We start from the raw sequence: 26,536 nt of genomic DNA on the forward strand, positions 1-26,536 counted from the left end.
AAAGTTGAAAATCGTGAACTATGGCCTGATTGGCTGCGGTATGATGGGCCGCGAACATATCCAGAATATCAATCTGTTGCCGCATGGGCGGGTGTCAGTGGTCTATGATCCGGTGACGGAACTGGCGCAATCGGCGGCGGTGCTGGCGGGCGATGCGCATGTGGCGGGGTCGCTGGATGAATTGCTGGCGTATGACACGCTGGATGCCGTCGTGATCGTCAGCCCGAATTACCTGCATGTGCCGCAACTGCGCGAGATCGTCGAAACTCGTCCCCTGCCGATCCTGTGCGAAAAGCCGCTTTATACAAACCCGTCAGACAAGCCGTTGCTGGACGATCTGTTTGCCGGCTATCCGCACCCTGTCTGGGTTGCGATGGAATACCGCTATATGCCGCCCGTCGCCGCATTGATCGCACAGGCCCAGCAGGCGACCGGCGGGATCAGCATGCTCAGTATCCGCGAACACCGCTTTCCTTTTCTACCCAAAATCGGTGACTGGAACCGGTTCAACGCGAAAACCGGCGGCACGCTGGTGGAAAAGTGCTGTCATTTCTTCGATCTGATGCGCTTGATCCTACAGGCTGAACCGGTGCGTGTGATGGCCAGTGCCGGGCAGGCGCTGAACCACATTGACGAACGCTATGACGGACAGGCGCCCGATATCTGGGATCATGGCTATGTCATCGTGGATTTCGACAGCGGGGCCAAGGCCATGCTGGAACTGTGCATGTTCGCCGAAGGATCAAAGTATCAGGAAGAAATCAGCGCGGTTGGCCCCAAGGGCAAGATCGAGGCGCTGGTGCCCGGGCCGGGCCGGTTCTGGCCGAAACTGCTGGGTGATCCGCCGGTACCGCAGCTGATCATCAGCCCGCGCAGCCCCAAGGGGCCGTTCGTGTCGGAAATTCCCGTTGATCCTACCTTGCTGGAGGCGGGCGATCACAACGGATCGACCTTTTACCAGCACCAGCGGTTCAACGCGGTGTTGCGCGGGGAAGGCGACGTCGAGGTCACGCTGAGCGATGGCGCAAAGGCGATTGCCATCGGGCTGGCGGCACAGGAAAGTGCGACAACCGGGCAGGCGGTGCTGCTGTAACGAAAAATGGCGCCGCAGGTTTCTGCGGCGCCGTTTCAATTTGCCGTCAGGGCCGGATCAGGCCGCCAGATCGAACCTGTCGGCGTTCATCACCTTGGTCCAGGCGGAGACGAAATCGTGCACGAATTTTTCCTTGCTGTCGTCCTGTGCGTAGACTTCTGCATAGGCGCGCAGGATCGAGTTTGACCCGAACACCAGATCGGCACTGGTCGCCGTCCATTTCACGTCACCCGACTTGCGGTCGCGCAGTTCATAGGCATTTTCGCCAACCGGCTGCCAGACATTCGCCATGTCGGTCAGGTTGACAAAGAAATCCGTGGTCAGCGCGCCGACGTTATCGGTGAACACCCCATGCTTGGTGTCGCCGTGGTTGGTGCCCATCACCCGCATCCCGCCGATCAGGGCGGTCATTTCTGGGGCTGTCAGCCCCATCAGTTGCGCACGGTCCAGCAGCATTTCCTCGGGGCTGACGACAAAGTCATGCTTTAGCCAGTTGCGGAAACCGTCTGCCTTTGGTTCCAGCACGTCAAAGCTGTCGGCGTCGGTCATGTCGTCCGTGGCGTCGCCACGACCGGGCGCAAAAGGCACGGTGATATCGTAACCGGCCGCCTTGGCCGCCTTTTCGATGCCCACGTTGCCTGCCAGCACGATCACGTCCGCGACGCTTGCGCCGGTGTCGGCGGCGATGCTTTCCAGCACACCCAGAACGCGGGCCAGACGGGCAGGTTCGTTGCCTTCCCAGTCTTTCTGCGGCGCCAGACGGATGCGCGCGCCATTGGCACCACCGCGTTTGTCGGACCCGCGGAAGGTGCGCGCACTGTCCCACGCAGTGTTGACCATGTCGGTCAGGCTCAGCCCGCTGTCGGCAATCTTGGCCTTTACCGCGTCCACATCATATTCGGTTGCGCCTGCAGGGATCGGATCCTGCCAGATCAGGTCTTCGGCAGGAACGTCCGGACCGAAATAGTTCGCCTTGGGGCCCATGTCGCGGTGGGTCAGCTTGAACCATGCGCGGGCAAAGGTTTCGGACAGATAGGCCGGGTCCTTGTGGAAGCGTTCGCAGATCTCGCGGTAGACCGGATCGACCTTCATCGCCATGTCGGCATCGGTCATGATCGGATTGTGCTTGATCGACGGATCGGTCGCATCGGGCACCTTGTCTTCTTCGGCGATATCGATGGGTTCCCATTGCCATGCACCGGCGCGGGATTTCGTGACCTCCCATTCATATCCGAACAGCAGCTTGAGATAGCCGTTGTCCCACTGCGTCGGGTTCGTCGTCCATGCCCCTTCGAGGCCGGAGGTATGCGCCGTGTTCGCGGTGCCGGCAAACTTGGGGTTGTGCCAGCCAAAGCCGGCTTCGGCAATTGGCGCGCCTTGGGGGGCGGGGCCAATGTCGGCATCAATGCCATGGCATTTGCCCACGGTGTGGCCACCCACGGTCAGGGCGGCGGTTTCTTCGTCGTTCATCGCCATCCGCGCAAAGGTCGTGCGCACGTATTTGGCTGTCATTGCGGGGTCGGGGTTGCCGTTCACGCCTTCGGGGTTCACGTAAATCAGCCCCATGTGCGATGCGGCCAGCGGATCATACATCGTGTCGGGGTTGCTCACATCCTCGGTGCGCATGTCGGAGGGGGCCATCAGTTCTTCGTCGTTGCCCCAGTTGATGTCGATTTCCGGGCCCCAGATATCGGCGCGGCCATAGCCGAAGCCAAAGGTTTTCAGCCCCATCGATTCATAGGCGACGGTGCCCGATAGAATGATCAGGTCGGCCCATGACAGCGCGTTGCCATATTTCTTCTTGATCGGCCACAAAAGGCGGCGCGCCTTGTCCAGGCTGGCGTTGTCGGGCCAGGAATTCAGCGGCGCAAAGCGGATGTTGCCGGTGCCCGCACCGCCGCGACCGTCGCCCAACCGGTAAGAGCCGGCGGCATGCCATGCCAGACGGATCATCAAACCACCATAGTGGCCCCAGTCCGCGGGCCACCAGTCCTGGCTGTCGGTCATCAGGGCGGTCAGGTCTTTTTTCAGCGTATCGACGTCCAGCTTTTTCAGCGCGTCGCGATAGTTGAAATCAGGGCCCAGCGGATTGGTCTTGGTGTCATTCTGGTGCAGGATGTCGAGGTTAAGCGCCTTGGGCCACCAACCGATCGCCGTATTTTCGACAACCGTGTTGCCGCCGTGCATGACGGGGCATTTGCCCATGTTGTTACCGTCCATGATCTGTTTCTCCGAATGTTGTTTCTGTCGTTCCGGCCGGTCCACTTCACCGCCCGCCCGTTGTTTCACGCAAGTAAAGCAGCATGATGCCACCGTCACAGCTTGCTTAGAACGATTCCATAACAGAATTAACTGATAGGTTTAAGTTGCAATTTCAAATTACTTCGATAGTTTTTTGTTATGATAAACTTCACCCTGAAGCAATTGCGCTATTTCGAGGCCGTCGCCCGCCATGGCCATTTCGGCCGCGCCGCCGAGGCCTGCGCGATTTCGCAGCCCGCGCTGTCGGTGCAGATCCGAGAGTTGGAAAGCGCACTGGGGGCGGCGCTGTTCGACCGCACACCGCGGCAGGTGCGCCTGACCGGCTTTGGCGAACAATGCGCCCAGCAGATCCGCGCCATCCTGCGCGAGGCGGAAGCGCTGGACGATCTGGCGCGCATGGCGGGCGATCCGCTGGCGGGGCGTTTGCGGATTGGGGTGATCCCGACCATCGCGCCTTATCTGCTGCCCACGCTGATCGGTGATCTGGATCGCGCCCATGCGGGCGTTGATATTCACGTGCGTGAAACCGTCACGCCCCGCCTGATCCAGGAATTGTCCGAAGGCCGGATCGACACCGCCATCGTCGCCCTGCCGGTGTCAGAGCCGAGTTTCACCGAAGTGCCGTTGTTTGTAGAAAGTTTCATGCTTGTCCGACCGGCCGCCGATGCGGGCAAGCCCGTGCCGAATGGCGAAACCCTGCGCACGATGCGGCTGTTGCTGCTGGAAGAAGGGCATTGTTTCCGCGATCAGGCCCTGTCGTTCTGCAAGATGGGCGGGGCGGTCCCGCGCGAAGGTCTGGATGGCAGTTCGCTGGCGACGCTGGTGCAGATGGTCGGCGCGGGTATCGGGGTCACCCTGATTCCCGAAATGGCGGTGCCGGTCGAAACCAGTTCGGCCCCTGTCTGTGTCGCGGCCTTTCCCGATCCGCCGCCTGCGCGCACTGTCGGGATGATCTGGCGCAAGGCCAATCCGCTGTCCGAACAGTTGACCTTACTGTCAGACATTGTGCGCCGGTCCGCCATGACGATGCGCGATATCCATGTGCGCAACTTCTAGGGCCACAGCCTTGCGCCCGCTCCCAAAGCGGGCCAAGACTGGACGACAACTGTGGAGGTTCCGACATGTTGGACAAGAAAACCGTGGCGGTCTTTGGGCTGGGGTCGATGGGATGCGGCATGGCCGCGTCAGTGCGCAAGGCCGGGCATCTGACGTATGGGTTTGATACGGATGCTGCGCGTGTGGTGCAGTTTCATGCCAGCGATGCGCCTGATCTGGATGCCGTTGCCGGTGACATTGATGTTGCCGTGGTCGTCGTGCTGAACGCCGCGCAGGTTGCGGCGGTGCTGTTCGGCGATGCAGGGGTCGCGCCGCGCATGAAACCGGGGGCGGTCGTGATGGTGTGTGCCACCGTGCCGCCCGATTTCGCGCGTGACATGGCCGGGCGCTGTGCTGCGTGCGGCCTGCATTACCTTGATGCGCCCATATCGGGCGGGGCCGCCAAGGCCGCCAGCGGGGATTTGTCGATCATGGCGGCGGGTGATCCTGCGGCATTCGCGGCGGCGCAGCCCGTTCTGGACGCAACAGCCGCGACGGTGTTTTCGCTGGGCGATGACGCCGGGGCCGGATCGGCGATGAAGGCGGTCAACCAACTATTGGCGGGTGTGCATATCGCCGCCATGGCCGAGGCCGTGACCTTTGCCATGACCCAAGGCATCAGCCCCGATCAATTCTTGCAGGTGATCCCGCAATGCGCCGGCACCAGCTGGATGCTGGAAAACCGCGCGCCACATATCGCGTCGGGCGATTACGCCCCCCGCAGTCAGGTGAATATCTGGCCCAAGGATCTGGGTATCGTGCTGGACATCGCCAAGGGCGCAGGTTTCAACGCCCCCATCACCACCGTCGCGCTGGATCAATACAAGGCTGCTGTCGATATGGGTCTGGGGCCGCAGGACGATGCCGCAGTGGCCAAGGTCTATGCCCGGCAGGCCGCGATCACGCTGCCCGGCGAAAAGGAATAACCCATGCACGTTCTGATCATCGGGGCCGCCGGCATGATCGGCGCCAAGCTTGCAAAAGCGCTGGTCGATCGCGGCACGCTGGGCGGGCGCGAAATGCAGCGGCTGACCCTTGCGGATATCGTGGCCCCCGTGCCGCCTGCGGGGGCTGGCATGCCTGTCAATACGCTGGTTGCCGATCTGGCCGACACCGCTGTTGCCGCATCACTGGTGGACCTGCGCGCCGATGTGATCTTTCACCTTGCCGCTGTCGTTTCCGCCGGGGCAGAGCAGGATTTCGAAGCCGGCTATCGCACCAACCTGGACGGAACCCGCGCCCTGTTCGAGGCGATCCGCCTGGCTGACGATTATTGTCCGCGTCTGGTCTTTACCTCGTCGCTGGCCGTCTATGGCGCGCCGCTGCCCGACCCGGTGCCCGACGATCATATCCGTGCGCCCCAGACCAGTTACGGAGTGCAAAAGGCGATCACCGAACTGCTGCTGGATGATTACACGCGGCGCGGGTTTTTCGACGGGGTCGGCATTCGCCTGCCCACCATCGTGATCCGGCCCGGCGCGCCCAATGCCGCCGCATCAGGGTTCTTTTCGGGCATCCTGCGCGAACCGTTGGCGGGGCAACGCGCGGTGCTGCCGGTGGATGATACGGTCAGGCATTGGCTGGCCAGTCCGCGATCCGCAGTGGGTTTCCTGATCCATGCCGCGACACTTGACGGGGCCGCCATCGGGCCACGCCGCACGCTGAACATGCCCGGCGTGGCGGCGACCGTCGCCGATCAGCTTGCCGCGCTGGAACGGGCGGCGGGGCCGGGCGCGCTTGATCTGATCGACCGCACGCCTGATCCCGCGATTGCCGGCATCATCACCGCATGGCCCAGATCCTTTGCGCCCGACCGCGCGCTGGCGCTGGGCTTCAGGGCTGAAACCACAGTGGATGAGCTGATCGCGGTTTATCGCGCAGATGATGCACCGGGGATGGCGCAATGACCACGCGACTGGGCTGTATCGCAGATGATTTCACCGGTGCTACCGATCTGGCGGGGCTGCTTGCACGGTCAGGCGTGCGGGTGTCGCTGCGCATTGGCGTGCCTGATGACCCGCCCACCGATCCGGCCACGATCGAGGTGATCGCACTGAAAATCCGCACAACACCTGTGGCGCAGGCGGTAGAGGGTGCCCTGGCGGCGCTGGACTGGCTGCGTGCGGCAGGGGCGGGGCAGATATTCTGGAAATACTGTTCCACCTTCGATTCCACGTCCGAGGGCAATATCGGTCCGGTGGCCGAGGCGCTGATGGATGCACTTGGCACGGATCAGACGATCTATTGCCCGGCCTTTCCCGAAAACGGGCGCAGCATCTATATGGGCAACCTGTTTGTGGGCGAACAGCCGCTGGCAGAAAGCCCGATGAGGGACCATCCGCTGACACCGATGCGCGACAGCAACCTGATGCGCCTGCTGACCCCGCAGGTGACGCGGCCCGTCGGGCTGGCGAACCGGCTATGCGTGGCGCAGGGGGCGGGTCCACTGGCCGCGCGACTGGCGGAACTGCGCGCGCAAGGCGTGGCACATGTGGTCGTCGATGCGGTGGCCGATGCCGATCTGGCGGTGATTGCCGCAGCCTGTGCCGACATGCCGCTTTTGACGGGGGGCAGCGCGGTCGCCGCCCCGTTGCCAGCGCTCTGGCCGCAGGGGGCGGATGCTGCTGCACGCGTGCCGGTCGTTTTTCCTGACGGTCCTGCGATTGTGTTGTCCGGCAGTTGTTCGGCGATGACCCGTGCGCAGGTGGCTGCCTTTGCCGCTAATCATCCGGCCTATCAATTGAACCCTGTGGAACTGGCCACGGCCGGCCCTGATGCCGCATTGACATGGCTGGCCAGTCAGCCCGCAGATGCAACACCCATCCTGTATGCCACCGCAGACCCCGACGCGGTGCGCCACGCGCAAGACAAGCTGGGCCGTGTCCGCGCCGGCGCAATCGTCGAGGACGCGCTGGCCCGCATTGCCGTCGCCGCGCGCGATGCCGGCATCCGCCGGTTCGTGGTGGCGGGGGGCGAAACATCGGGGGCGGTGACCAGCGCGCTGGGTGTTTCGGCACTGGATATCGGGCCGGAAATTGCCCCGGGCGTGCCGTGGTGCGCCGCCGAATGCGCGGGCGAACGCATCGCGATCGCACTGAAGTCAGGGAATTTTGGTGCGCAGACGTTCTTTGCCGATGCGCTTGCCAGACTGGAGCAGCCATGACCGAAACCGCGCTGCGCGAAACACTGTGTCACTTGGCCGGGTCTTTGTTTGATCGAGGGCTGACCCATGGGTCTACTGGCAATATCTCGGCCCGGACAGACGATGGCGGTCTGCTGGTCAGCCCGACGGGCACCAGTTTCGGCAGGCTTGATCCCGCGCGCCTTAGTCGGTTTGACGCGCAGGGCAGACACATCGGGGGGGATGCACCGACCAAGGAAATGCCCTTGCATACGGCGTTTTACGACACGCGCGGCACGGCCGGGGCAGTGGTGCATCTGCATCCTTGCCATTCCGTCACCCTGTCGATGATGGCCGACGCGGATGCGGACAATTTCCTGCCGCCGCTGACACCCTACGGCATAATGCAGCTGGGTCGGGTCAAGCTGCTTCCGTTCTTTATGCCGGGCGATCCCGCCATGGGCGACGCGATCCGGGGGCTGGCGGGCAAGCGCGCAGCGGTGATGCTGGCCAATCACGGGCCGGTGGTGGCCGGCAAGACGCTAGAGACCGCCTGCAATGCCATCGAAGAATTGGAAGCCACGGCAAAGCTGGCGCTGATGACCCGTGGCCTGCCGGTGCGGGGCTTGACGGACGCGCAGGTGCAGTCGGTGGTCCGCCGGTTCGATGTGGAATGGGACGCATGAGGTTTTCCGCCAATCTGGGTTTCCTCTGGGCCGATCTGCCATTACCCGATGCGATCCACGCCGCCCGGGCTGCCGGGTTTGACGCAGTCGAATGTCACTGGCCCTATGATACACGCGCCGCCGATGTGCTGGCGGCGCTGACGGAAACCGGCCTGCCGATGTGCGGGCTGAACACCCGCCGCGGCGATCTGGCGATGGGCGAAAACGGGCTGGCCGCCTTGCCGGGGCGCGCAGCGGACGCCCGCGCCGCCATCGACGAGGCATTGGCCTATGCGGTGGCCATCGGTGCTGGTGCGGTGCATGTGATGGCCGGGTTTGCCGCAGGGGAGGCAGCGCATGCAACATTCGTGGACAACCTGATCTATGCCTGCGCGCAGGCGGCCCCGCATCGCATCACGATCCTGATCGAGCCGCTGAACCGCCACGATGCGCCGGGGTATTTCCTGCAAACAACCGATCAGGCCCGCGCGGTCATTGCGGACGCGGACCAGCGCAATCTGAAACTGATGTTCGACTGCTACCATGTGGGCCGGACCGAGGGCGACATCGTCACACGGCTGGCCGATCTGTTGCCCATCGTCGGGCATATCCAGTTTGCGGCCGTGCCCGACCGTGGCCCCCCCGACCGGGGCGAGGTGAATTACAGCTTTGTCTTTGATGCCGTTGCGGCGCTGGGTTGGCAGGCTCCGCTGGGGGCGGAATACCGCACCAACGGTGCAACGGAACCGACATTGGATTGGCTGCACCGCCAGCGGGCGCGCTGAGCCTTGCTCAACCGGCGGCCTGTTTGTCCTCGCGTGTCTGCGCCTGACCGGCCTTTTTGCGCAACGGTGCGAAATCGTCCGGCGTGATCGTTTCCTGTTCCAATAACAGCGTGACGCCCGCATCCAGATCCGCGCGTTTCCGGGTCAGGATGTCATGGGCGCGGTTGTAGGCTTCATCAATCAGCTTGCGCACAGCCAGATCGACCTCGCGGGCGGTTGCTTCGGAATAGTCTTTTTCACCTGTTTCGATCTGCCGGTCTTCCAGCCATTGCATCCGCCTTTTTTCCAGAACGGGCTGTCCCAGATCGGGGCTCATGCCGTGGCGCGTGACACATTCGCGGGCAATGTCGGTGACCTTGACCAGATCGTCGGCAGCGCCGGTCGAAAATTCCCCAAAGACGATTTCCTCTGATGCGCGGCCCGCCAACAGCACGGCCATCCGGTCTTTCAGCTCGCTGAACGTAATCAGGAAACGGTCTTCGGTGGGCCGCTGCATCGTATAGCCAAGCGCGCCGATGGTGCGGGGGATGATCGACACCTTGTGGACGGGATCGGCACCGGGCAGCGATGTCGCGACAAGCGCATGGCCAAGTTCATGATAGGCGACGCGTTTACGCTCTTGAGGGGTAAGAAGACGGGTCTTGCGTTCCGATCCTGCGACGATCCGTTCAAGGGCGGCGGTCAGGTCGTCTTCTGTGACCGATTTTGCATCACGGCGGGTGGCGATGATCGCGGCCTCGTTTATCAGGTTGGCCAGATCGGCGCCGGTCAGCCCTGTGGTAATGCCGGCGATCTTGTCCAGATCGACGCTTGGGTCCAGTTTGATCTTGCGGGCGTGCACCTTCAGGATTGCGGTGCGCCCCTTGTGGTCGGGGCGGTCAACCACGACCTGCCGGTCGAAACGGCCCGCGCGCATCAGCGCCGGGTCAAGGATTTCGGGGCGGTTGGTCGCAGCCAGCAGCACGATCCCGACACGGGGGTCGAACCCGTCCAGTTCGGACAAAAGCTGGTTCAGGGTCTGTTCCTTTTCATCGCCGCCGCCCAAGCCCGAAATGGCCGAGCGCGCCCGCCCCAAGGCGTCCAGTTCGTCAATGAAAATGATGGATGGGGCTGCCTTGCGGGCCTGTTCGAACAGATCGCGGACCCGCGCGGCCCCCACGCCCACGAACATTTCGACAAATTCCGACCCCGAAATCGAAAAGAACGGCACGCCGGCCTCGCCTGCGACGGCACGGGCCAGCAATGTCTTGCCTGTTCCGGGTGGCCCGACCAGCAGAACGCCCTTTGGAATATGCGCGCCCAGACGCCCGTATTTGTCCCTGTCGGCCAGAAACGACACGATTTCCTGTAATTCGGCCTTGGCCTCGTCCACGCCGGCAACATCACGAAAGGTGACGCCGGTGTCGCGTTCCACATAGACCTTGGCGCGGGATTTTCCGATGTTGACCAGCCCGCCCATGCCCTGACGGTCGGCCATCCGTCGAAAGAAAAACGCCCACAGTCCGAAAAAGAACAGCACCGGCACCACCCATGACAACAGCGTGGTGAACCAGTTCTGGTCAGACGCGCCGGTGAACCGGACGCCGGCATCCTGCAGATCGCGTGCAAATTCGGGCGCGACCCGTTGGGTCACAAAATGATCCTTGCCATCGACAGGGGATTTGAAAGTGCCTTGAATCCGGCTTTCGGTGACCGTGACCTCTGTAATCATGCCATCGCGCAGATAGGTCAGAAAGGTGCTATAATCGATGGCTGCAACGGTCTGTCCCCCAATCCACACCTGTAGAGCCAGAATGATGAGAAAGACAAAAATGATGTAGCCAAGGTTGAACCTGTGCTTTGGTTCCATCTTGCGGGCCTTCCCCTGCGGTGCATGGATCAAGCCGATCCTGCACCTTTGCGTCCGGCGGGCTGTTGATCTGGGTCAGCCGGCAGGGTTTTGCGCACGGCATCATGTTTCGTCCCCTTTGGTCAGGTCGTCGCGGGTCGTGCCCGACAGTTCCGCGCGCACCAGCGCTGTGACCAGCAAGGCAAAACGCGACTGGTCCACCAATTGTGCCAGTGCGTCGGCCGTGTCCGGCAGGCCCAGCCGATGGGCGGCTCTGCGCGCCTTTTCATCGGCAAAAGGGTAGTGTTCGGGCCAGACAGTCTGGACTTCGCGCAAAAAGATATCGGCACCGACATCACCGATCCCTTTGCAGTCTTTCAAAGCGGCGCGCGCGGCGTTCGGGTCATGGTCCGTGGCATCGCGCAGCTTGCGCAGATCCCCGTCATATGCGCGCAGCAACAGCCGGGCGGTATCACCCAGCATCCGGGCCGTGCTTTCATCGTATCGGCCATACCCTGCGCGGTTCAGTATGGTGACCCGGTCTTGCCATGTGCTGTTGGCGACATGCTCTGCCGTTGTCAGCCCTGCATCCGCCAACTCCCGTGCGGCATTCATCGCTGCCTTATGCGAGATCCGCGCACTGAGCAGCAGCGCCGCGCAGAGCCAGCGAAAAAGTGGCGAAGGCGTGTTTTGTGTCAGGTCGATGCCCAGGTCGGCCGAAAACAGCGTGCCATGCATGGCAAGCAGCCGTGCAATCGTTTTTTCCGGGTCGCCCGCCATGTTTCACCTTCCCTGCGCGTTTCATCTTTCGGATTGCGCGGTTTCATACCCCGCAACCAGATCCAGCAGTTCTCTTGTGATCGTTTCCTGCCGCTTCTGGCGAAAGGCGGTATTAAGATCGTCCTGCCGTTCCTCCAAATTACGCGCGGCGTTCTGCATGGCCGCCAGCCGCGTGGCATGTTCACTGGCCAATGCCTCGGCCAGGGCGCGATAAAGCATGACGAAGAGCCGTTCGCGGATCAACCAGGACATCAGTGCGTCGTGGTCCATCCGAAAGAAGGGCAGGCCGCGGGCGGGCCATGTGGCACCGGTGCGCCGGGCCAGATATTCGGGCGGGATCGGCAGCACCTGTCGCATCACGGGCTGGGCGGTGTTGTGGGCCTTGCGGCAATTGTGCAGCAGATCGACGCGCTGCACGCGGTCTGTCTCTTGCCATTGGTCTATCGTGATGATGACCGATTGAACCGTCGCGTCAAACCCATCGACCGAACCGGGGACGCCCAATATCTTGTCCGGCGTGTGACCCGCTGCCTCCAGCCGCGCGGCGGCCCGAACCCCCAATACCCCCAGCACCGGATCGGTCTCAGACATTGCCTCAATGGCGCGGCGGCTGATCACTTCGTTATATTGGCCGCAAAGCCCGCGATCAGACCCGATGACAATCAGCGCGCGGGCCCCGCTTTGGCCTCCGTTCAGTTCGGGTGGGGCCATTCCCAGCGCACGCCGCTGCTGCAACAACGCCGTCAGCCCCAGATCAATCGTGTGGGCATAATCGCCAAGGGCTTCTTCCGCCTGCTCGTATTGGTGGATGCTGACCGCGGACAGGGTCTTCATTGTGCGCACGATTGACTGGATGTCCTTTGCGGTGCGCAGCGCGTCCGAGAGGGTTTCAAGCGTTTCCATCTGTGGCCTCGTTCTGATCCGGGTTCAAGGCGTCGCGCATCGTCGCGATCAGGCCCGCGCGGTCGTCCGGGGTCAGTTCCTTTCCCTTGGCCATGTCGTCGCAAAGGTCGGGTTTCTGCTGGCGCACGGCCTCTTGGACCACGCCTTGGGCGTCCGCAAGATCGTCGGGTGCGATCTGGTCAAACAGCCCTTCGGTGGCCGCCAAGAGCACCGCGATCTGTGCGGGAACATCCAGATGGTGGTGTTCGTGTTGCTTCAATACCTCGCGGACGCGTTGGCCCCGTGTCAGCTTGCGCCGGGTTTCCTCATCCAGTTGGGTGCCAAAGCGGGCGAAAGTTTCCAGTTCTTCGAACTGCGCATACATCAGCCGCAGACTGCCCGCGACGGCCCGGAACGCCGGACGCTGCACCTTTCCGCCGACCCGGCTGACGGATTGACCGATGTCGATGGCTGGCAGTTGCCCCTTTTCGAACAGGTCGGGCGACAGATACACCTGCCCGTCCGTGATCGAGATCAAGTTGGTCGGGATGTAGGCCGAGATATTCTGCGCCTGCGTTTCGACCACCGGCAGCGCCGTCAGCGATCCGCCTCCGTGTTCATCTCGCAGATGCGTTGCGCGTTCCAACAGGCGGGAATGAATATAAAAAATGTCACCGGGATACGCCTCGCGTCCCGGCGGGCGGCGCAAGAGCAGCGACAATTCGCGATAGGCGCGTGCATGGCGGGTCAGATCATCAAAAACGATCAGCACATCGCGGCCCTGTGCCATGAAATATTCGGCCATGGTCATTGCGGCATAGGGCGCGATGAATTGCAGACCCGGCGCGTCGTCACCGCCTGCAACCATGACGATGGTGCGGTCAAGCGCGCCATGGTTGCGCAGGCTGGCGATCACCTGTGCCACCGCCGACGCGCGCTGTCCGATCGCGCAATAGACAGAGATGACATCGCCGTCGGTCTGGTTCAGGATCGTATCGACCGCGATCGTGGTCTTGCCGGTCTGCCGGTCGCCAAGGATCAGTTCGCGCTGCCCGCGCCCGATGGGAATGGCCGCGTCGATGGCCTTGATCCCGGTCTGAAGCGGCACGTCGACAGGTGCGCGGTGCATGATCGGCGGGGCGGGGCGTTCGACGGGCAGTCGGTCATCGGCCTCGATCGGGCCGCCGCCGTCCAGCGGCCGGCCCAGACCATCCACGATCCGCCCCAAAAGCGCCTGCCCCACAGGCACGTCCACGACGCGACCGGTGCGTCGCAACCTGTCACCGGGACGCAACTGGTCGGTTTCGCCCAGCACGATGACACCGATCCGCCCCTTCTGCAGATTGGCGGCAATGCCCATGACACCCTGGGGGAAGGCCACCAGTTCGTCTGCGTGCAGGTCGGTGAACCCGGCCACCTGCGCAACGCCGTTCCCGACCGAAAGGATATGTGCGATTTCGGCCATTTCGACCGTTGCCTTGATGTTGCGGCGCGCGGTTTCAAGCGGGGCGAAAACGGTGTCGGACAGCGTATTGAAGACGCCCATGATCATCCACCCTGCATGGTCGGTGCGGGGCCGGCACTGTCGATTGCTTCATCAAGTGCCGTATCCAGCTGGCGCAGGTGCTGCGCGGCGGACCATTCCAGTGTCTGTTCCCCGATTGTCAGCCGCACCCCCAGAACCACGTCTGCATCTTGTGCGTAACGGGTGTCGATATCGGTGTCGCATACCTTGTGCACGGCGCGGGTGATCTTGCTGCGCACGGCAGGGGGCAATTCCATACTGGTCTCGACCAGAGCGGCGCCATCGGCATTTGCGGCGGCATCGGACAGCGTCTTGCGCATTTTGTCATCAAGGTCCTCGATTCGGTTGACGAAACCTGTGGCAAGGGCGTCCGACAGATCAGTCTGCGCATAGCTTTCCAGCATGTCACCCACGATGGCGATCACCTGATGCCCGGCGCGACGCCGCAGGGTATCGGCAAAATCGTCGCGTTCCTGGGCCAGATGTTCACGCCATGTGTCGCGGCGGTTTTCCATCTCGGTCCGGATGTCATCCTCCAGCTTCTTGCGCAGGTCCTGCGCCTGCTGACGGGCCTTGTCCAGAATGTCGTCGCGCGAAGCGTCAAGCGCGTCTTGTTCGTCGCGCAGTTTTTCGGCCTCTTCCTCGGCTTTGCTGCGGGCTGACCGGGCCTCTGCCAGGCGGGATTCGATTACCTCCTCGCGTTGTTTCATGGCGTCGGTGATCGGACGGTAGAGAAACCGTTGCAGCAGCCAGACCAGAACAAGAAAATTGGCGATCTGCGCCACGACGGTCAGCCAGTCGATTTGCATCCTGTTCTCCTTTGCGCGGTTTATTGCACCAAATTCAGGAACGGATTGGCGAAGATCAGGATCATCGAAACGACAAAGCAATAAATCGCCGTCGATTCGATCATCGCAAGGCTGACAAACAATGTGCGCGTGATCATGTTCGCCGCGTCGGGCTGTTGCGCCAGCGCCTGAAGCGCCTGTGCGGCTGCGCGCCCCTCGGCCAGCGCCGGCCCGATCGAGCCGATGGCGATCGTCAGCCCCGCCGTGAGGATGGATACGATGGCAATCAATGTTGACGGATCCATGATCAGTCTCCCTTGTCGTTTTGGGTGTCGGTATCGGCCGGGCTGTCGTGGCTGACCCGGCTGGCAGAGGCGATGTAAACCATCGCAAGGATGGCAAAGATGTAGGCTTGGATCAGCCCCGTCAGCAGCCCCAGCAACTGCATCAGCACCGGAAAGAAAAACGGGGCGATACTGATCAGGATGCCGACAATCACGGTCCCGCTCATGACGTTGCCATACAGGCGCACGGCCAGTGCGATGGTGCGCGACATCGTCGCAACCACGTTGAAGGGCAGCATGATCGGGCTGGGCTGCACATAGGTTTTCAGATAGCCGCGCAGCCCCCGTTTCGTGATCGAAAAAAGCGGCACTGCGATCAGTACGCACATCGCCAGTGCCGCCGTGGTCGACAGCGACCCGGTAGGTGGCTGATAACCGGGCACGACGCCCAGAATATTCGCTGTGGCGATAAACAGGAACAGCGTGCCGATGAAGGGCAGGTATCTGTCCGGATCGTCGGCACCCACCTCGGCGATCTGGTCGCGGATCGTGGTGACGACCACCTCGAGCATGACCTGCCACCGCGACACCGTTTCGCCGCCGCTCAGCCGGGCTGTGACCAACCATGCGCCTGCCACCATCAGCGCCATCACCGCCCAGGTGAAAACGATCGTCGCGTTCAGCCGCCATCCGTTCCACGCAAGAATGACCCAGTTGTCCGGACTTATTTCCATGTCGCATGTCCTGTCTGCAAATCGGCCGCGCGCGTCGCAATGACCCGGATCGCGACAAACCCCGCGACGGCGCCCAGCATTGCGGGCACTGCCAGATCCAGCGAAATGGCAAGCCAAAGCGCCAAGATGACCAAGGCCGCCCGTGACAGGGCCAGCAGCATGAAAAGCAGCCCCCCCCCGGATGCAGGCAGCCGCCGCACCGCAACCCATAAAAGGGCGAGGTATACACCGCCAAACGCCGCACCGATTACCAGCCCTGCGACAAGGTTTCCGATGTTTGAAATCATGCTTCCTGCTCCTTTCTTTTATGTGTCGCAAGCAGCCTGACCACCAGAAATGGCCCCAGCAGGCAGGTGCCAAGACTGGCCAGAACAGCCGCCATATAAAGCGAGTGCGGCACGGCCCATTCGCCCAACTGCAACCCACCCAGCATAACGATCAGAAAGATTTCAGCCCGTGGGATCATGCTGACACCGAGCAGAGCACCGCTGCGCTGCCCAGCCAGCAAGGCTGCGGGCAGTCCGGCGCCGAGCAGTTTTCCCAAGGACAGCACCACCAGCAAGGCGCCTGCCAGTGGAAGCGCCGCCATGAGCCCCTGCGTTGTCACCGATAGCCCGATCGAGATGAAAAAGAACGGACCGAAGAGCGCCAAGACATAGCCAAACGCCATATCGATACGCCGCTCGACCGGATCGCGACTAAAGGCAAGCCCGGCAAACAACCCGCCAATCGCCATCGAGAACCCCAGCGCATCGGCCAGCGCCGCAATCACGAAAACCATCCCGGCCGCAAACATGAATGGCCCCAGATCGCGGTCAAACCCGGCAAACATGCGCGACAAACGCCGTTCTGCCAGACGCGAAAAGGCAAAGCAGATTGCGCAGAAGGCGACGATCTTTGCGATCTGGATTGCCGCGCTGACAGTGGCGGCGTTGACGTCAAAGGTGCCTGTATCGCCTTTCAGTTGAATGGCGATCACAAAGACCACGCCCAGCAACAACGCCGCTGACAGATCATCAAGTTCGGCAACATCCAGCAGCAAGGCGCTTTCGGGCGTGTTGATCATGCGCGCGTCTTCCCATGCCGCGACCGAGACCCCGATGCTTGTGGCGCTGGCGGCGATTGCGGTGATGATGGCCGGGATCAGCCCGAGACCGGGCCAGAACCACACCACGGTAAATGCCAGAGCGGCAGAGACTGTCACATCTGGAATCCAGATCAATGCGGCGCGGCGCAATTGACCGAGCAGGGCGCCCAGGTCGCTTTCCAGCCCGACGCGAAACAGCAGCGCCACGATGCCGATCTGGGCAAAAACCGCGATCGCATCTCTTTTGCCGGGGGGCAGGACAGCATTGTTGTGATCCACGAAAGACAGCAGAACACCCAAGAGGATGAACGCCACCGACCCCGGCAAGGAAATGCGCCGAAGAAGTGATCGCAGGGGGATCGCCAGCAGGGCAACCGCCCCTAAAAGCAGCATCAACATGCCGTTGTCATGCGCCGCGTCAGTCATGGTGCGCCTCGCGCTGAATCCAATACCAGGCGTTCAGACAGCCAAGTGCGGCCCCTGCCAAAAGCAGGATCAGCGTCCAAGAGGTATCGTTTGGCCAGCGTTCGTCGATCCAGATCCCAAGTGCCGCGCCCGCAACGATCGGCACCGCGACGGACCACCCCACCAGACCGAACATACCCAGTCCATACCATGCGCTTTGCTGGCGCTGCTTGCGCGCTTTGGCCATCTGCGCGGCCTTGCGCGTGATCGTATCGGTTTCGTCCGGATCGCGTTGCCCCATGGTCAGGCCTTTTCCAACGCGTGGAAACGTTGGATCATCGTCGCTTCCAGCCGAGCGAGGGCCGAGCGCGCGACCCTTTCACTTTCGTCCTGACGGCGAAATTCGGTTTCCACGCGTTGCTGCAAAAGACCAAGATCACCCCCTTCGATTGCACCATGCACGGCCACCCGGACCTGTTCACCGCATTTGACCAGCGTGCCCGAATTGATCGCGACGAAGCGGTCGGTGTCGTCGTCCTGCGCCGCATAGACCAGGATACCCGGCACCAGCCGTGTGACGAAACTGCCATGATGTGGCTGAATCCCCAGAAAGCCGCCCGGTGTTTCGGCCACCAGCCGGACAATCGGACGGTCGATGCAGATGGCCTGCGGTGTCGCGATCCTAAGCTGCATCTTTGCTGTCTTTTCTGTCCAGATCGTCAACCGCACCGATCATGTAGAAATCACCTTCGTCACGGTCGCCGAACTCGCCCGACAGGATGCGTGCGAAGCTGTCAACCGTCTGGTCCAGTGGCACGAAAGCCCCCGCATTGCCGGTCATGCCTTCGGTGGAAAAGAACGGCTGGGTCAGAAATTTTTCGATCTGGCGCGCCTGGCGTACGGTTGCGCGGTCATTTTCGGACAACTCCGAAAGGCCCAGCATTGCGATGATATCCTTCAGATCTTCGTATTCGGCCAAGGTGTTGCGCACATCGCGCGCGACACGATAATGCTTTGCACTGACGGTGCCGGGCGTCAGCATCTTGGAAAAAGACTGTAGGGGGTCAATTGCGGGATACAGCCCCTCTGATGCTTTCTTGCGGGATAGCACAATGGATGCCGACAGATGCGCAAAGGTGTGGGTTGCTGCGGGATCGGTGAAATCATCTGCGGGCACATAAACCGCCTGAATCGATGTCATCGCGCCGCTATCGGTGGAACAGATCCGTTCTTCCAGTTCGGCAAGTTCGGTGCCCAGCGTCGGCTGATAACCGACACGGCTGGGGATGCGGCCCAAAAGGCCCGACACCTCGGATCCGGCCTGCACAAAGCGAAAGATATTGTCGATCAGCACCAGCACATTGCGTTGTCGTTCATCACGGAAATATTCCGCCATTGTCAGTGCCGCATGGCCGACCCGGAACCTGACGCCGGGGCTTTCGTTCATCTGCCCAAAGACCATGACAGTGTTTTGCAGCACACCCGCATCACGCATTTCGCGGTAAAGTTCCTCGGCCTCGCGGCAGCGTTCACCGATGCCGCAAAACAGACTGATGCCGTCATATTCAGCCACCATGTTGTGGATCATTTCCGTGATCAGCACGGTCTTGCCCACGCCCGCGCCGCCAAATAACCCCGCTTTTCCGCCCCGCTCCAGCGGGCTGAGAAGGTCAATCGCCTTGATTCCGGTTGCAAAGATCGCCCCTTCGGCACGCCGCCGTGACAGCGGAACAGGCGCGCGCAGGATCGGCCGCCGTGGGGCGTCTTTCAACGGGGGACCATCGTCGATCGTGTCACCAAACAGATTGAACATCCGCCCCAGCACCGGATCACCAACCGGCACGGTAATCGGCCCGCCTGTGTCGCGCACTGCAAGGCCAAGTCGAAGTTCCGGTGTCGGGTTCAGCACCAAACACCGGGCGGTGTTGGCGTCTGGCAGGCTTGCGACTTCGATCACGATTTCGGGGTCTGTCAGGGTCACCAGACGGGTGCCGATTGTCGGCAGGTGATCGTCAAAACGCACATCAGCGATGCCACCAAGAATGGCGGTGATATGGCCGATATGCGCATCCGATGCCGACATCTGGAACCTGCTTTCATTCGTTCGGTTGGACGCAGCCTAGGGCAGGGGGCCGCCAAGGCATTGATCCCCGTCAAATGCCGCCAAGAAATCCGGCAACCCTTTTGTTAACGCAGATTAATGCGCCCGCGGGTCCAAGCCGAAACACTCTGGGCAGGGCCCCGGGGCACATCAGACAGGATCGGATCGATAACCATGACAAAGGCACAAACTGAAAATGACGATGAGAATGCGGAGGCTGACCTGCAATCGCGTTTCCCCACGGCCTATACAATTCTGTTCCTGCTGATCGTGCTGGTCGCGGTGCTGACCTGGATCATTCCCGCCGGGCAATACGACCGCGCCATGAACGAAGAGATCGGCCGCGAAGTCGCGGTGCCCGGCACATACCAGACCGTTCCCTCGAACCCGCAAGGTCCGATTGATGTGCTGATGGCCCCGATCGGGGGGTTCTACGACCCTGACAGCTATGCTGCCAATGCGATCGACGTCGCGTTGTTCGTGCTGCTGCTGGGCGGGTTTCTGGGGGTCGTGAACGCCACCGGTGCCATTGATACGGGGATCCGGGCGGCCATGGGCGCCATGGAGGGGCGCGAAATCTGGATGATCCCGATCCTGATGACATTGTTTGCCGCCGGTGGGACGACCTATGGCATGGCCGAGGAAACCCTGGCGTTTTACGCGATTCTGCTGCCCGTGGTGCTGCGCGCGGGATACGATGCCGTCACCGGGGTGGCGATCATCCTGATCGGGGCGGGGATCGGGGTGCTGGGGTCCACGATCAACCCCTTTGCCACGATCATCGCATCCGATGCGGCGCAAATCCCGTTTACGAACGGGATCATCCCGCGGTTCGTCATTCTGCTGGGGGGGCTGGCGATCTGTATCGCCTATGTGATGCGCTATGCCGCCCGCGTAAAGGACGACCGCGACCGGTCCGTTGTCTCGGGACAGTGGTCGGCACATGAGCGGCATTTCTTGAAACAATCCGACAGTGACACTCCCGACGATGCGCTGACCGGCACTCAGAAGGTCATTTTGATCATCTTTGGCGCCACATTTGCGGTGATGATCTGGGGGGTGTCCAGTCAGGGCTGGTGGATGGCGCGGATGGGCGCGCTGTTTCTGGGGGCGGCGATCCTGATCGGCCTGATCGGGCGGCTGGGCGAAAAACGCCTGACAGGGGCCTATATCGACGGGGCGCGCGACCTTTTGGGGGTGGCGCTGGTGATCGGGCTGGCGCGCGGCATTGTCGTGGTCATGGAACAGGGGCTGATTGCCGATACGATCCTGCACGCATCCGCGCAAACGCTGGGCGATTTGTCCCATATCGCGTTTATTTCCACGATGTTCGCCATTGAGGTCGCGATGAGCTTTTTCGTGCCGTCGTCTTCCGGGCTTGCGGTGCTGTCGATGCCCATTCTGGCACCTCTGGCTGATTTTGCCGGGGTGGGGCGCGATCTGGTCGTGACGGCCTATCAATCGGCAAACGGGCTGGTGAACCTGATCAACCCGACCTTTGCGGTCGTCATCGGCGGGCTGGCCATCGGGCGGGTCGGCTATGACCGCTGGATCGTGTTCATCTGGCCGCTGCTGGTCATTCTGACGGTGTTCATCATGGGCACGCTGGCCGTGGTCGCAATGCTGCAAGCGGGCGGAGGTGCGCTATGACCGATTTGGGTGTGTATTCCGAAACCGGGCGGCTGCGACAGGTGATCGTGTGCAAGCCGGGGCTGGCGCATCGGCGGCTGACGCCGGATAACTGCGATGATCTGCTGTTTGACGATGTGTTCTGGGTCAAAGAGGCCATCAAGGATCATGGCGTGTTCTGTGACCAGATGCGCGCCGAGGGCGTCGAGGTGCTGGATACCGGCGATCTGCTGGCGGACATCCTTGATCTGCCCGACGCGCGTAATTGGGTGCTGGATCAACGTATCACGCCACAAGACGTCGGTGTCGGCATGCTGAGTGATTTGCGCGAATGGCTGGGTGAATTGCCCGGCGCGCAACTGGCGGAATTCCTGATCGGGGGGCTGACGGTGAATGACCTGCCGTTCGCGCCCTGGGGCATGTTCGGATCGTATCTGGGGGGGCTGGGGTTCGTGCTGCCGCCTTTGCCAAATTCCATCTTTACCCGTGACAACAGCGCATGGATCTATAGCGGTGTGACGCTGAACCCGATGTATTGGCAGGCGCGGCGGCCGGAAACCCTGCTGACGGGGGCGATTTACCGGTTCCATCCGAAATTCGCGGGCCGCGCCGATGTCCTGTGGGGCGATCCGACCCGCGATCATGGCCTTGCCACGCTGGAAGGCGGCGATGTGATGCCCGTTGGCGATGGCCTGGTTCTGGTCGGCATGGGCGAACGCACGTCGCCGCAGGCCGTGGGCCTGCTGACCGAGGCGCTGTTCGATCAGGGCCGCGCCACCCGCGTGCTGGCCTGCCAGCTGCCCAAATCGCGTGCCGCCATGCATCTGGACACGGTGCTGACCTTTTGCGGCGATGACGTGGTGACCAGTTTCACCGAGGTCGCCGGCGAAATGTCGCTTTATGATCTGCGCCCGGGCGAGGGGCGCTTGCCGCTGGATATCCGCCGGATCGACCAGCCTGTGTTTGATGTGATTGCCGATGCACTGGGCTACAAGGCGCTGCGCGTGGTCGCCACAGGTGGCAATGACACGTTCGAGACCGCCCGCGAGCAATGGAACGATGGCAACAATGTGCTGGCCCTGCGTCCCGGCGTGGTCATGGGGTACGACCGCAACGATGACACCAACGCCGCTCTGCGTGCCGAAGGGATCACGGTTCTGGACATTCCCGGCGCGGAACTGGGCCGGGGCAGGGGCGGCAGCCATTGCATGAGCTGCCCCACCATCCGTGATCCGGCATGAAAGGAAACCGTCATGGCCTATAATCTGAAATACCGCCATTTTCTAAGTTTGCGTGACTTTGCGCCGGCTGAAATCGCCTATCTGTTGCGTCTGTCCGCCGATCTGAAGGCCGCGAAACGCGCGGGCACCGAACAGCCGGTGCTGAAAGGCAAGGAACTGGCGCTGATCTTTGAAAAGGACAGCACCCGCACCCGCGCGGGATTCGAGGTGGCCGCCCATGATCAGGGCGCGACCGTCACCTATCTGGGGCCGTCGGGCACGCATCTGGGCCGCAAGGAAACCGTCAAGGATACCGCGCGCGTGCTGGGGCGCATGTTCGACGGGATCGAATACCGCGGCTTTGGCCAGACCGTGGTCGAGGAACTGGCGCAATATGCCGGAGTGCCGGTCTGGAACGGGCTGACCGATGAATTTCACCCGACACAGGTGCTTGCCGATTTTCTGACCATGCAGGAACATGCCGAAAAACCCCTGCGCGAGGTTGCGTTCACCTTTATGGGCGATGTGTCCAACAATATGGGTGACAGCCTGCTGATCGGCGGGGCCAAGATGGGGATGGATGTGCGCCTGTGCGGCCCGCGCGACCTTTGGCCCGAAACGCTGGTCGAGGCCGAGGCCCGATCCATCGCGCAGGACACCGGCGCGCGCATACTGATCACCGACAACATCGACGAGGCGACACTGGGTGCCGATTTCATCTATACTGATGTCTGGGTGTCGATGGGCGAGGGGGCTGAAAAATGGGCCGAACGGATCGCACAGTTGAAACCCTTTCAGGTGACGTCCGATGTGATGGTCAACACCGGCAATCCGCGCACATGTTTCATGCATTGCCTGCCCGCCTTTCATAACGCGGAGACGGAATTTGGCGCAAAGATCGAAAAGGAATTCGGGATTTCTGAAATGGAAGTCACCGATGCCGTGTTCGAAAGCCACGCATCGATCGTGTTCGATCAGGCTGAAAACCGGTTGCACACGATCAAGGCCGTGCTTGTCGCGACCCTGGGGGGATAGCCATGATCGTGGTAGCCGCCTTGGGGGGAAATGCGCTGCTCCGGCGCGGGCAGGCGCTGACGGCGGAAAACCAGCGCGAAAATGCGCGGGTTGCGGCGGCATCGCTGGCGGATATCGTGCGTGCCGGGCATGATCTGGTGATCACGCATGGCAACGGCCCGCAGGTGGGGCTGCTGGCCTTGCAGGGGATGGCCTACAAGCCGGACGAGGTTTATCCGCTGGATGTCATGGGGGCCGAAACCGAAGGCATGATCGGCTATCTGATCGAACAGGAACTGGAAAACGCGCTGGATCACAGCCGCACCGTTGCCACGCTGCTGACGCAGGTGCGCGTCGATCCTGACGATCCGGCGTTTCAGAAGCCGACGAAATTCGTAGGTCCGGTCTATGACAAGGCCAAGGCCGACGCACTGGCAGCCGACCATGGCTGGCAGATCGCGCAGGATGGCGACCACTGGCGGCGGGTCGTCGCATCGCCCGCGCCGCAGGATATTCCCGATCTCAAGGTGATCCGGCAACTTTTGTTGCATGGCACCATCGTGATTTGCGGTGGTGGCGGCGGCATCCCGGTCATGGCGCGATCTGATGGCAGCCTGAAAGGCGTCGAGGCGGTGATCGACAAGGACGCGGTCAGCGCGTTGCTGGCGCTGGCGCTGGGTTCTGACAGGTTGCTGTTGCTGACCGATGTGGCCGGTGTCTTTCGCGATTTCGGCACGCCGGATGCGGCACTGATCGACCAAATGACGCCGCAGCAAGCGGCTGACATGGACTTGCCTGCGGGGTCGATGGGGCCAAAGGTGGCTGCCGGGGGCCGGTTTGCCGACAGCCACCCTGATCGGGTGGCTGTCATCGGTAAGCTGGAGGATGCCTGCGCCTTGCTGGAAGGGCGCGCAGGTACGCAGATAAAAACCCGCAGTCAGCCATCGGGCGATCAATGACACCTTTCGGTAAGGGTTGTCGGTTCAACCCCCGCGAGATCGGCCAGGGCGTCCATGTCGGTAATCTCGATGGTCATGTGGTCACCCATCTTGATCACGGCGTGCTGGGATAGCCGCCGCAGGGTGCGGCAGACATGCACGGACGACAGGCCGGTAAATTCGCCCAGTTGCTGTTGGGTCAGGGGCAACTGAAAACCAAGGCTGCTGCCCTGTCCGATGCTGCGCAAGCGGCTGCACAGTTCGATCAGCGCATGCGCAATGCGGGTTTCGGCGCTGCACTTGCCCAGCCGCAGCATCCGGTCCGACAAGCGCGAAAGCGCTTCGGCGGCGCGGCGGTTTTCAAGTTGTGCAAGCTGTGGAAATTCCTTGCCAAGACGGGCCCACACCGGACCGGGGATCATCGCGATGGTGGCATAGGTGACCGTTTCCATCTGCAAGGCGCGTGTTGCGATATGGGCCGAAATCTGGCTGAGAATATCGCCAGGCAGCGCAAAGTCGATTGTCTGGCGCTGCCCGTCCGGCATTGATTTGGACAGCGACACCCATCCCGACAGCACACAGTAGGTGACGTTGGTTCCGCTACTGTCCAACTCGATCAGGCTGCCGGCCTGATAGCCGCGTTTGTAGGTTTTCAAAAGCTGTTCCAAAGAGGTGTTCACCGCAACGTCGGGAAGCTGCCAAAGCGGCTGTGCACCGGGTGGAGCCGCTATGATCGGACGGACAATTTTATTCATCGATAGCCCCTGTTTGATCAGTTTCACGTCTGATGACGCAACTTCGACATAGCAGGTGTGATGCGGTCGCGGTTGATGCGGCTCAATCGCCGGGTGCGACAATGCCTGATGTTTGCTCGGGGTTAATGCGGCGGGCTTTGCAGGCTTTCACCATGTCCGTGACCGAATATGTTCATAAAGGCGATCGCACGATGACCAAGTCAGAAGAATCCCTGTTTACCGATCTGGTGCAACAGGTGCGGGCGGTGATGGTGGTCAACCCGATGATCCACCCGCAGATTGTCCAGTTCTGGACGGCGCAGGAAAAATTCCTGCAAGAGGCTGAAACATTTACGGCCGGGTGGTTCGCACGGCGGCATGATGCAGTGGATACCGCGCTGGATGTGGTCGACGCGATGACAGGGAATGGCGCGTCGGATCCATCGGCGGTGACATCCGCCATGGCGGATTGGATGCACGGGTCGATGCAGCGCATGTCCGAGGATGCCCGCGAATGGATCGAGCTTTGTGCGCATTGCACCGGTGATACGCTAAGTGCCGAACTCGAAGTCGAGAAAGAGACCATCGAAAAAACTGCCGATCAATTGAAGGCAAGCACCAAAAAGCACGCCATGCCGGTGTGACCACTGCAGTTTTCAACACGACCGCACAAGACAGGAGAAAGACGGATGGACGACAAGAACGCATATGCCGAAAAACTTCAGGCAAAGCTTGACCAGTGGCGCGCCGAAACAAACAAGCTTCAGGCCAAGGCGGATGAGGCCACAGCCGACGCCAAGATCAAATATGAAAAACAACTTGATGAGCTTCACGAAAAACAGCGGGAGGCACAGAAAAAGCTGGCCGAGTTGCGCGATGCGCAAGGCGCTGCCTGGAAAGATCTCAAATCCGGGATCGAAAGCGCATGGGATGATCTGGGCAAATCTGTCCGGCAGGCCGTAGGGCGTTTTTCCTGAAGGTTGCCACAGCGTCAAGACGAAAGGAAAATTCATGTCTGACCAAACGCAAAGCGTTGATAACTTGCAAGAGGCCCTGAGCATGGAAATGGCGGCGGTCCAGCAATATCTGCTGCACGCCCATGTTCTTGACGATTGGGGGATTGATGTTCTGGCGCGACAGATGCGCCAGGAAATGACCGAAGAACTGGGACATGCGGGGCGTTTCATCGACCGTATCCTGTTTCTGGGCGGCGATCCGAAAGTGAAACCGGCCAAGACCCCGAAACGGGCAGATACGCTCGAGGACATGTTTCGTGCCGACCTGGAGGATGAGATGAGCGCGATTGCATTTTATTCCGCCGCCGCCCGCGCCGCCTCGGATGACATGGACGTGGGCACAAGGATGCTGTTCGAGGCACTGGTGCTGGATGAGGAAGGCCACCAGGATTGGCTGACACGGCAACTGGCCCTTTTGGAACGCATGGGCGAGCCGACGTTCATCGCCCAGAACATGAGTGATACGGCGCGCAGCGGCTAGGTCCTGGCCGGGTGTATCGATTAACAGCGGTAAATGCGCGCGAATGCCGGATCGGTCAGCCTGCTCAGG

Annotated in this window: 28 protein-coding genes; 14 read left to right on the plus strand and 14 right to left on the minus strand. The window is 61.7% G+C overall.

What is annotated here, in order from left to right; genetic code table 11:
- Window positions 1-4 precede the first annotated feature (4 nt).
- Window positions 5-1,093 (plus strand): Gfo/Idh/MocA family protein, encoded by a 1,089-nt coding sequence (locus ACTG4B_RS07950; protein WP_439155160.1) that lies wholly within the window; start codon window positions 5-7, stop codon window positions 1,091-1,093.
- 57 nt (window positions 1,094-1,150) lie between these two features.
- On the opposite strand, the gene katG is transcribed toward ACTG4B_RS07950, so the two are convergent.
- Window positions 1,151-3,313, minus strand: coding sequence for a catalase/peroxidase HPI (katG, locus tag ACTG4B_RS07955; RefSeq protein ID WP_439155161.1), 2,163 nt, complete (start codon window positions 3,311-3,313; stop codon window positions 1,151-1,153).
- Window positions 3,314-3,493: 180 nt separating this feature from the next.
- On the opposite strand from katG, the gene ACTG4B_RS07960 reads away from it, so the two are divergent.
- The 6 genes from ACTG4B_RS07960 to ACTG4B_RS07985 all read left to right on the plus strand — a co-directional run bounded on the left by ACTG4B_RS07960 (window position 3,494) and on the right by ACTG4B_RS07985 (window position 9,021).
- Window positions 3,494-4,411: a LysR substrate-binding domain-containing protein gene (locus ACTG4B_RS07960; RefSeq protein WP_439155162.1), complete on the plus strand. Its 918-nt coding sequence runs from the start codon at window positions 3,494-3,496 to the stop codon at window positions 4,409-4,411.
- A 65-nt stretch (window positions 4,412-4,476) separates the two neighbouring features.
- Window positions 4,477-5,376 carry an L-threonate dehydrogenase gene (gene ltnD, locus ACTG4B_RS07965; RefSeq protein WP_439155163.1) on the plus strand — a complete coding sequence of 300 codons (900 nt, stop codon included), beginning with the start codon at window positions 4,477-4,479 and terminating at the stop codon, window positions 5,374-5,376.
- 3 nt (window positions 5,377-5,379) lie between these two features.
- Complete coding sequence (gene denD, locus ACTG4B_RS07970; protein ID WP_439155164.1) at window positions 5,380-6,357, plus strand: D-erythronate dehydrogenase; 978 nt, start codon at window positions 5,380-5,382, stop codon at window positions 6,355-6,357.
- Window positions 6,354-7,613, plus strand: coding sequence for a 3-oxo-tetronate kinase (gene otnK / locus ACTG4B_RS07975; RefSeq protein WP_439155165.1), 1,260 nt, complete (start codon window positions 6,354-6,356; stop codon window positions 7,611-7,613). The genes denD and otnK overlap by 4 nt, the downstream gene beginning before the upstream one ends.
- Entirely contained in the window at window positions 7,610-8,257 is a 648-nt protein-coding gene (gene otnC, locus ACTG4B_RS07980) for a 3-oxo-tetronate 4-phosphate decarboxylase (protein ID WP_439155166.1), read from the plus strand. The genes otnK and otnC overlap by 4 nt, the downstream gene beginning before the upstream one ends.
- The gene (locus ACTG4B_RS07985; protein ID WP_439155167.1) at window positions 8,254-9,021 is read left to right on the plus strand and encodes a hydroxypyruvate isomerase family protein; all 768 of its coding nucleotides are present in this window, start codon (window positions 8,254-8,256) and stop codon (window positions 9,019-9,021) included. The genes otnC and ACTG4B_RS07985 overlap by 4 nt, the downstream gene beginning before the upstream one ends.
- Before the next feature lie 7 nt (window positions 9,022-9,028).
- Here ACTG4B_RS07985 and ftsH read toward each other — a convergent pair whose 3' ends face one another.
- The 12 genes from ftsH to atpD all read right to left on the minus strand — a co-directional run bounded on the left by ftsH (window position 9,029) and on the right by atpD (window position 19,417).
- Window positions 9,029-10,903 carry an ATP-dependent zinc metalloprotease FtsH gene (gene ftsH, locus ACTG4B_RS07990; RefSeq protein WP_439155168.1) on the minus strand — a complete coding sequence of 625 codons (1,875 nt, stop codon included), beginning with the start codon at window positions 10,901-10,903 and terminating at the stop codon, window positions 9,029-9,031.
- Window positions 10,904-10,972: 69 nt separating this feature from the next.
- Window positions 10,973-11,629, minus strand: coding sequence for a hypothetical protein (locus ACTG4B_RS07995; RefSeq protein WP_439155169.1), 657 nt, complete (start codon window positions 11,627-11,629; stop codon window positions 10,973-10,975).
- Window positions 11,630-11,650: 21 nt separating this feature from the next.
- Window positions 11,651-12,532: a F0F1 ATP synthase subunit gamma gene (locus tag ACTG4B_RS08000; protein WP_439155170.1), complete on the minus strand. Its 882-nt coding sequence runs from the start codon at window positions 12,530-12,532 to the stop codon at window positions 11,651-11,653.
- Complete coding sequence (locus ACTG4B_RS08005; protein ID WP_439155171.1) at window positions 12,519-14,057, minus strand: alternate F1F0 ATPase, F1 subunit alpha; 1,539 nt, start codon at window positions 14,055-14,057, stop codon at window positions 12,519-12,521. Before ACTG4B_RS08005 ends, ACTG4B_RS08000 begins: the two co-directional genes overlap by 14 nt.
- A 2-nt stretch (window positions 14,058-14,059) precedes the next feature.
- A complete protein-coding gene (locus ACTG4B_RS08010) occupies window positions 14,060-14,845 on the minus strand; it encodes a F0F1 ATP synthase subunit delta (RefSeq protein WP_439155172.1) in 786 nt (261 codons plus the stop codon).
- Between the two features lie 20 nt (window positions 14,846-14,865).
- Window positions 14,866-15,129: a F0F1 ATP synthase subunit C gene (locus ACTG4B_RS08015; protein WP_439155173.1), complete on the minus strand. Its 264-nt coding sequence runs from the start codon at window positions 15,127-15,129 to the stop codon at window positions 14,866-14,868.
- Between the two features lie 2 nt (window positions 15,130-15,131).
- Window positions 15,132-15,842, minus strand: coding sequence for a F0F1 ATP synthase subunit A (locus ACTG4B_RS08020; protein WP_439155174.1), 711 nt, complete (start codon window positions 15,840-15,842; stop codon window positions 15,132-15,134).
- Window positions 15,833-16,129: an N-ATPase subunit AtpR gene (locus tag ACTG4B_RS08025; protein ID WP_439155175.1), complete on the minus strand. Its 297-nt coding sequence runs from the start codon at window positions 16,127-16,129 to the stop codon at window positions 15,833-15,835. Before ACTG4B_RS08025 ends, ACTG4B_RS08020 begins: the two co-directional genes overlap by 10 nt.
- On the minus strand, window positions 16,126-17,355 hold the full coding sequence (locus ACTG4B_RS08030) for a cation:proton antiporter (RefSeq protein ID WP_439155176.1): 1,230 nt from the start codon (window positions 17,353-17,355) through the stop codon (window positions 16,126-16,128). Before ACTG4B_RS08030 ends, ACTG4B_RS08025 begins: the two co-directional genes overlap by 4 nt.
- Window positions 17,348-17,635 carry an AtpZ/AtpI family protein gene (locus ACTG4B_RS08035; RefSeq protein WP_439155177.1) on the minus strand — a complete coding sequence of 96 codons (288 nt, stop codon included), beginning with the start codon at window positions 17,633-17,635 and terminating at the stop codon, window positions 17,348-17,350. The genes ACTG4B_RS08030 and ACTG4B_RS08035 overlap by 8 nt, the downstream gene beginning before the upstream one ends.
- A gap of 2 nt (window positions 17,636-17,637) precedes the next feature.
- The gene (locus ACTG4B_RS08040; protein ID WP_439155178.1) at window positions 17,638-18,027 is read right to left on the minus strand and encodes a hypothetical protein; all 390 of its coding nucleotides are present in this window, start codon (window positions 18,025-18,027) and stop codon (window positions 17,638-17,640) included.
- Complete coding sequence (gene atpD / locus ACTG4B_RS08045; protein ID WP_439155179.1) at window positions 18,017-19,417, minus strand: F0F1 ATP synthase subunit beta; 1,401 nt, start codon at window positions 19,415-19,417, stop codon at window positions 18,017-18,019. Before atpD ends, ACTG4B_RS08040 begins: the two co-directional genes overlap by 11 nt.
- 192 nt (window positions 19,418-19,609) lie before the next feature.
- On the opposite strand from atpD, the gene ACTG4B_RS08050 reads away from it, so the two are divergent.
- The 4 genes from ACTG4B_RS08050 to arcC are packed head-to-tail and all read left to right on the plus strand — an operon-like array spanning window position 19,610 to window position 24,257.
- Window positions 19,610-21,085 (plus strand): YfcC family protein, encoded by a 1,476-nt coding sequence (locus ACTG4B_RS08050; RefSeq protein ID WP_439155180.1) that lies wholly within the window; start codon window positions 19,610-19,612, stop codon window positions 21,083-21,085.
- Complete coding sequence (locus ACTG4B_RS08055; protein WP_439155181.1) at window positions 21,082-22,305, plus strand: arginine deiminase; 1,224 nt, start codon at window positions 21,082-21,084, stop codon at window positions 22,303-22,305. The genes ACTG4B_RS08050 and ACTG4B_RS08055 overlap by 4 nt, the downstream gene beginning before the upstream one ends.
- A 12-nt stretch (window positions 22,306-22,317) precedes the next feature.
- Window positions 22,318-23,319, plus strand: coding sequence for an ornithine carbamoyltransferase (gene argF / locus ACTG4B_RS08060; RefSeq protein WP_439155182.1), 1,002 nt, complete (start codon window positions 22,318-22,320; stop codon window positions 23,317-23,319).
- Between the two features lie 2 nt (window positions 23,320-23,321).
- Window positions 23,322-24,257: a carbamate kinase gene (gene arcC, locus ACTG4B_RS08065; protein WP_439155183.1), complete on the plus strand. Its 936-nt coding sequence runs from the start codon at window positions 23,322-23,324 to the stop codon at window positions 24,255-24,257.
- Here the strand turns inward: arcC and ACTG4B_RS08070 are convergent.
- On the minus strand, window positions 24,251-24,991 hold the full coding sequence (locus ACTG4B_RS08070) for a Crp/Fnr family transcriptional regulator (protein ID WP_439155184.1): 741 nt from the start codon (window positions 24,989-24,991) through the stop codon (window positions 24,251-24,253). The genes arcC and ACTG4B_RS08070 overlap by 7 nt on opposite strands.
- Before the next feature lie 191 nt (window positions 24,992-25,182).
- On the opposite strand from ACTG4B_RS08070, the gene ACTG4B_RS08075 reads away from it, so the two are divergent.
- Genes ACTG4B_RS08075 through ACTG4B_RS08085 form a run of 3 tightly spaced genes read left to right on the plus strand, consistent with a single transcriptional unit; the run spans window position 25,183 to window position 26,467 of the window.
- Window positions 25,183-25,614: a hypothetical protein gene (locus ACTG4B_RS08075; protein WP_439155185.1), complete on the plus strand. Its 432-nt coding sequence runs from the start codon at window positions 25,183-25,185 to the stop codon at window positions 25,612-25,614.
- A 45-nt stretch (window positions 25,615-25,659) separates the two neighbouring features.
- Complete coding sequence (locus ACTG4B_RS08080) at window positions 25,660-25,947, plus strand: coiled coil domain-containing protein (RefSeq protein ID WP_439155186.1); 288 nt, start codon at window positions 25,660-25,662, stop codon at window positions 25,945-25,947.
- A gap of 34 nt (window positions 25,948-25,981) precedes the next feature.
- Window positions 25,982-26,467 carry a bacterioferritin gene (locus tag ACTG4B_RS08085; RefSeq protein WP_439155187.1) on the plus strand — a complete coding sequence of 162 codons (486 nt, stop codon included), beginning with the start codon at window positions 25,982-25,984 and terminating at the stop codon, window positions 26,465-26,467.
- Window positions 26,468-26,536: the final 69 nt, after the last annotated feature.

Source organism: Yoonia sp., from assembly GCF_965660735.1.
Taxonomy (GTDB): Bacteria; Pseudomonadota; Alphaproteobacteria; order Rhodobacterales; family Rhodobacteraceae; genus Yoonia.

What these genes read in the sequence shown, in the direction of transcription:
- katG (WP_439155161.1), bottom strand. Translation starts at nt 3,313, where the DNA reads ATGGACGGTAACAACATGGGCAAATGCCCCGTCATGCACGGCGGCAAC.
- ACTG4B_RS07960 (WP_439155162.1), top strand. Translation starts at nt 3,494, where the DNA reads ATGATAAACTTCACCCTGAAGCAATTGCGCTATTTCGAGGCCGTCGCC.
- ltnD (WP_439155163.1), top strand. Translation starts at nt 4,477, where the DNA reads ATGTTGGACAAGAAAACCGTGGCGGTCTTTGGGCTGGGGTCGATGGGA.
- denD (WP_439155164.1), top strand. Translation starts at nt 5,380, where the DNA reads ATGCACGTTCTGATCATCGGGGCCGCCGGCATGATCGGCGCCAAGCTT.
- otnK (WP_439155165.1), top strand. Translation starts at nt 6,354, where the DNA reads ATGACCACGCGACTGGGCTGTATCGCAGATGATTTCACCGGTGCTACC.
- otnC (WP_439155166.1), top strand. Translation starts at nt 7,610, where the DNA reads ATGACCGAAACCGCGCTGCGCGAAACACTGTGTCACTTGGCCGGGTCT.
- ACTG4B_RS07985 (WP_439155167.1), top strand. Translation starts at nt 8,254, where the DNA reads ATGAGGTTTTCCGCCAATCTGGGTTTCCTCTGGGCCGATCTGCCATTA.
- ACTG4B_RS07995 (WP_439155169.1), bottom strand. Translation starts at nt 11,629, where the DNA reads ATGGCGGGCGACCCGGAAAAAACGATTGCACGGCTGCTTGCCATGCAT.
- ACTG4B_RS08000 (WP_439155170.1), bottom strand. Translation starts at nt 12,532, where the DNA reads ATGGAAACGCTTGAAACCCTCTCGGACGCGCTGCGCACCGCAAAGGAC.
- ACTG4B_RS08005 (WP_439155171.1), bottom strand. Translation starts at nt 14,057, where the DNA reads ATGGGCGTCTTCAATACGCTGTCCGACACCGTTTTCGCCCCGCTTGAA.
- ACTG4B_RS08010 (WP_439155172.1), bottom strand. Translation starts at nt 14,845, where the DNA reads ATGCAAATCGACTGGCTGACCGTCGTGGCGCAGATCGCCAATTTTCTT.
- ACTG4B_RS08015 (WP_439155173.1), bottom strand. Translation starts at nt 15,129, where the DNA reads ATGGATCCGTCAACATTGATTGCCATCGTATCCATCCTCACGGCGGGG.
- ACTG4B_RS08020 (WP_439155174.1), bottom strand. Translation starts at nt 15,842, where the DNA reads ATGGAAATAAGTCCGGACAACTGGGTCATTCTTGCGTGGAACGGATGG.
- ACTG4B_RS08025 (WP_439155175.1), bottom strand. Translation starts at nt 16,129, where the DNA reads ATGATTTCAAACATCGGAAACCTTGTCGCAGGGCTGGTAATCGGTGCG.
- ACTG4B_RS08030 (WP_439155176.1), bottom strand. Translation starts at nt 17,355, where the DNA reads ATGACTGACGCGGCGCATGACAACGGCATGTTGATGCTGCTTTTAGGG.
- ACTG4B_RS08035 (WP_439155177.1), bottom strand. Translation starts at nt 17,635, where the DNA reads ATGGGGCAACGCGATCCGGACGAAACCGATACGATCACGCGCAAGGCC.
- ACTG4B_RS08040 (WP_439155178.1), bottom strand. Translation starts at nt 18,027, where the DNA reads ATGCAGCTTAGGATCGCGACACCGCAGGCCATCTGCATCGACCGTCCG.
- atpD (WP_439155179.1), bottom strand. Translation starts at nt 19,417, where the DNA reads ATGTCGGCATCGGATGCGCATATCGGCCATATCACCGCCATTCTTGGT.
- ACTG4B_RS08050 (WP_439155180.1), top strand. Translation starts at nt 19,610, where the DNA reads ATGACAAAGGCACAAACTGAAAATGACGATGAGAATGCGGAGGCTGAC.
- ACTG4B_RS08055 (WP_439155181.1), top strand. Translation starts at nt 21,082, where the DNA reads ATGACCGATTTGGGTGTGTATTCCGAAACCGGGCGGCTGCGACAGGTG.
- argF (WP_439155182.1), top strand. Translation starts at nt 22,318, where the DNA reads ATGGCCTATAATCTGAAATACCGCCATTTTCTAAGTTTGCGTGACTTT.
- arcC (WP_439155183.1), top strand. Translation starts at nt 23,322, where the DNA reads ATGATCGTGGTAGCCGCCTTGGGGGGAAATGCGCTGCTCCGGCGCGGG.
- ACTG4B_RS08070 (WP_439155184.1), bottom strand. Translation starts at nt 24,991, where the DNA reads ATGAATAAAATTGTCCGTCCGATCATAGCGGCTCCACCCGGTGCACAG.
- ACTG4B_RS08075 (WP_439155185.1), top strand. Translation starts at nt 25,183, where the DNA reads ATGACCAAGTCAGAAGAATCCCTGTTTACCGATCTGGTGCAACAGGTG.
- ACTG4B_RS08080 (WP_439155186.1), top strand. Translation starts at nt 25,660, where the DNA reads ATGGACGACAAGAACGCATATGCCGAAAAACTTCAGGCAAAGCTTGAC.
- ACTG4B_RS08085 (WP_439155187.1), top strand. Translation starts at nt 25,982, where the DNA reads ATGTCTGACCAAACGCAAAGCGTTGATAACTTGCAAGAGGCCCTGAGC.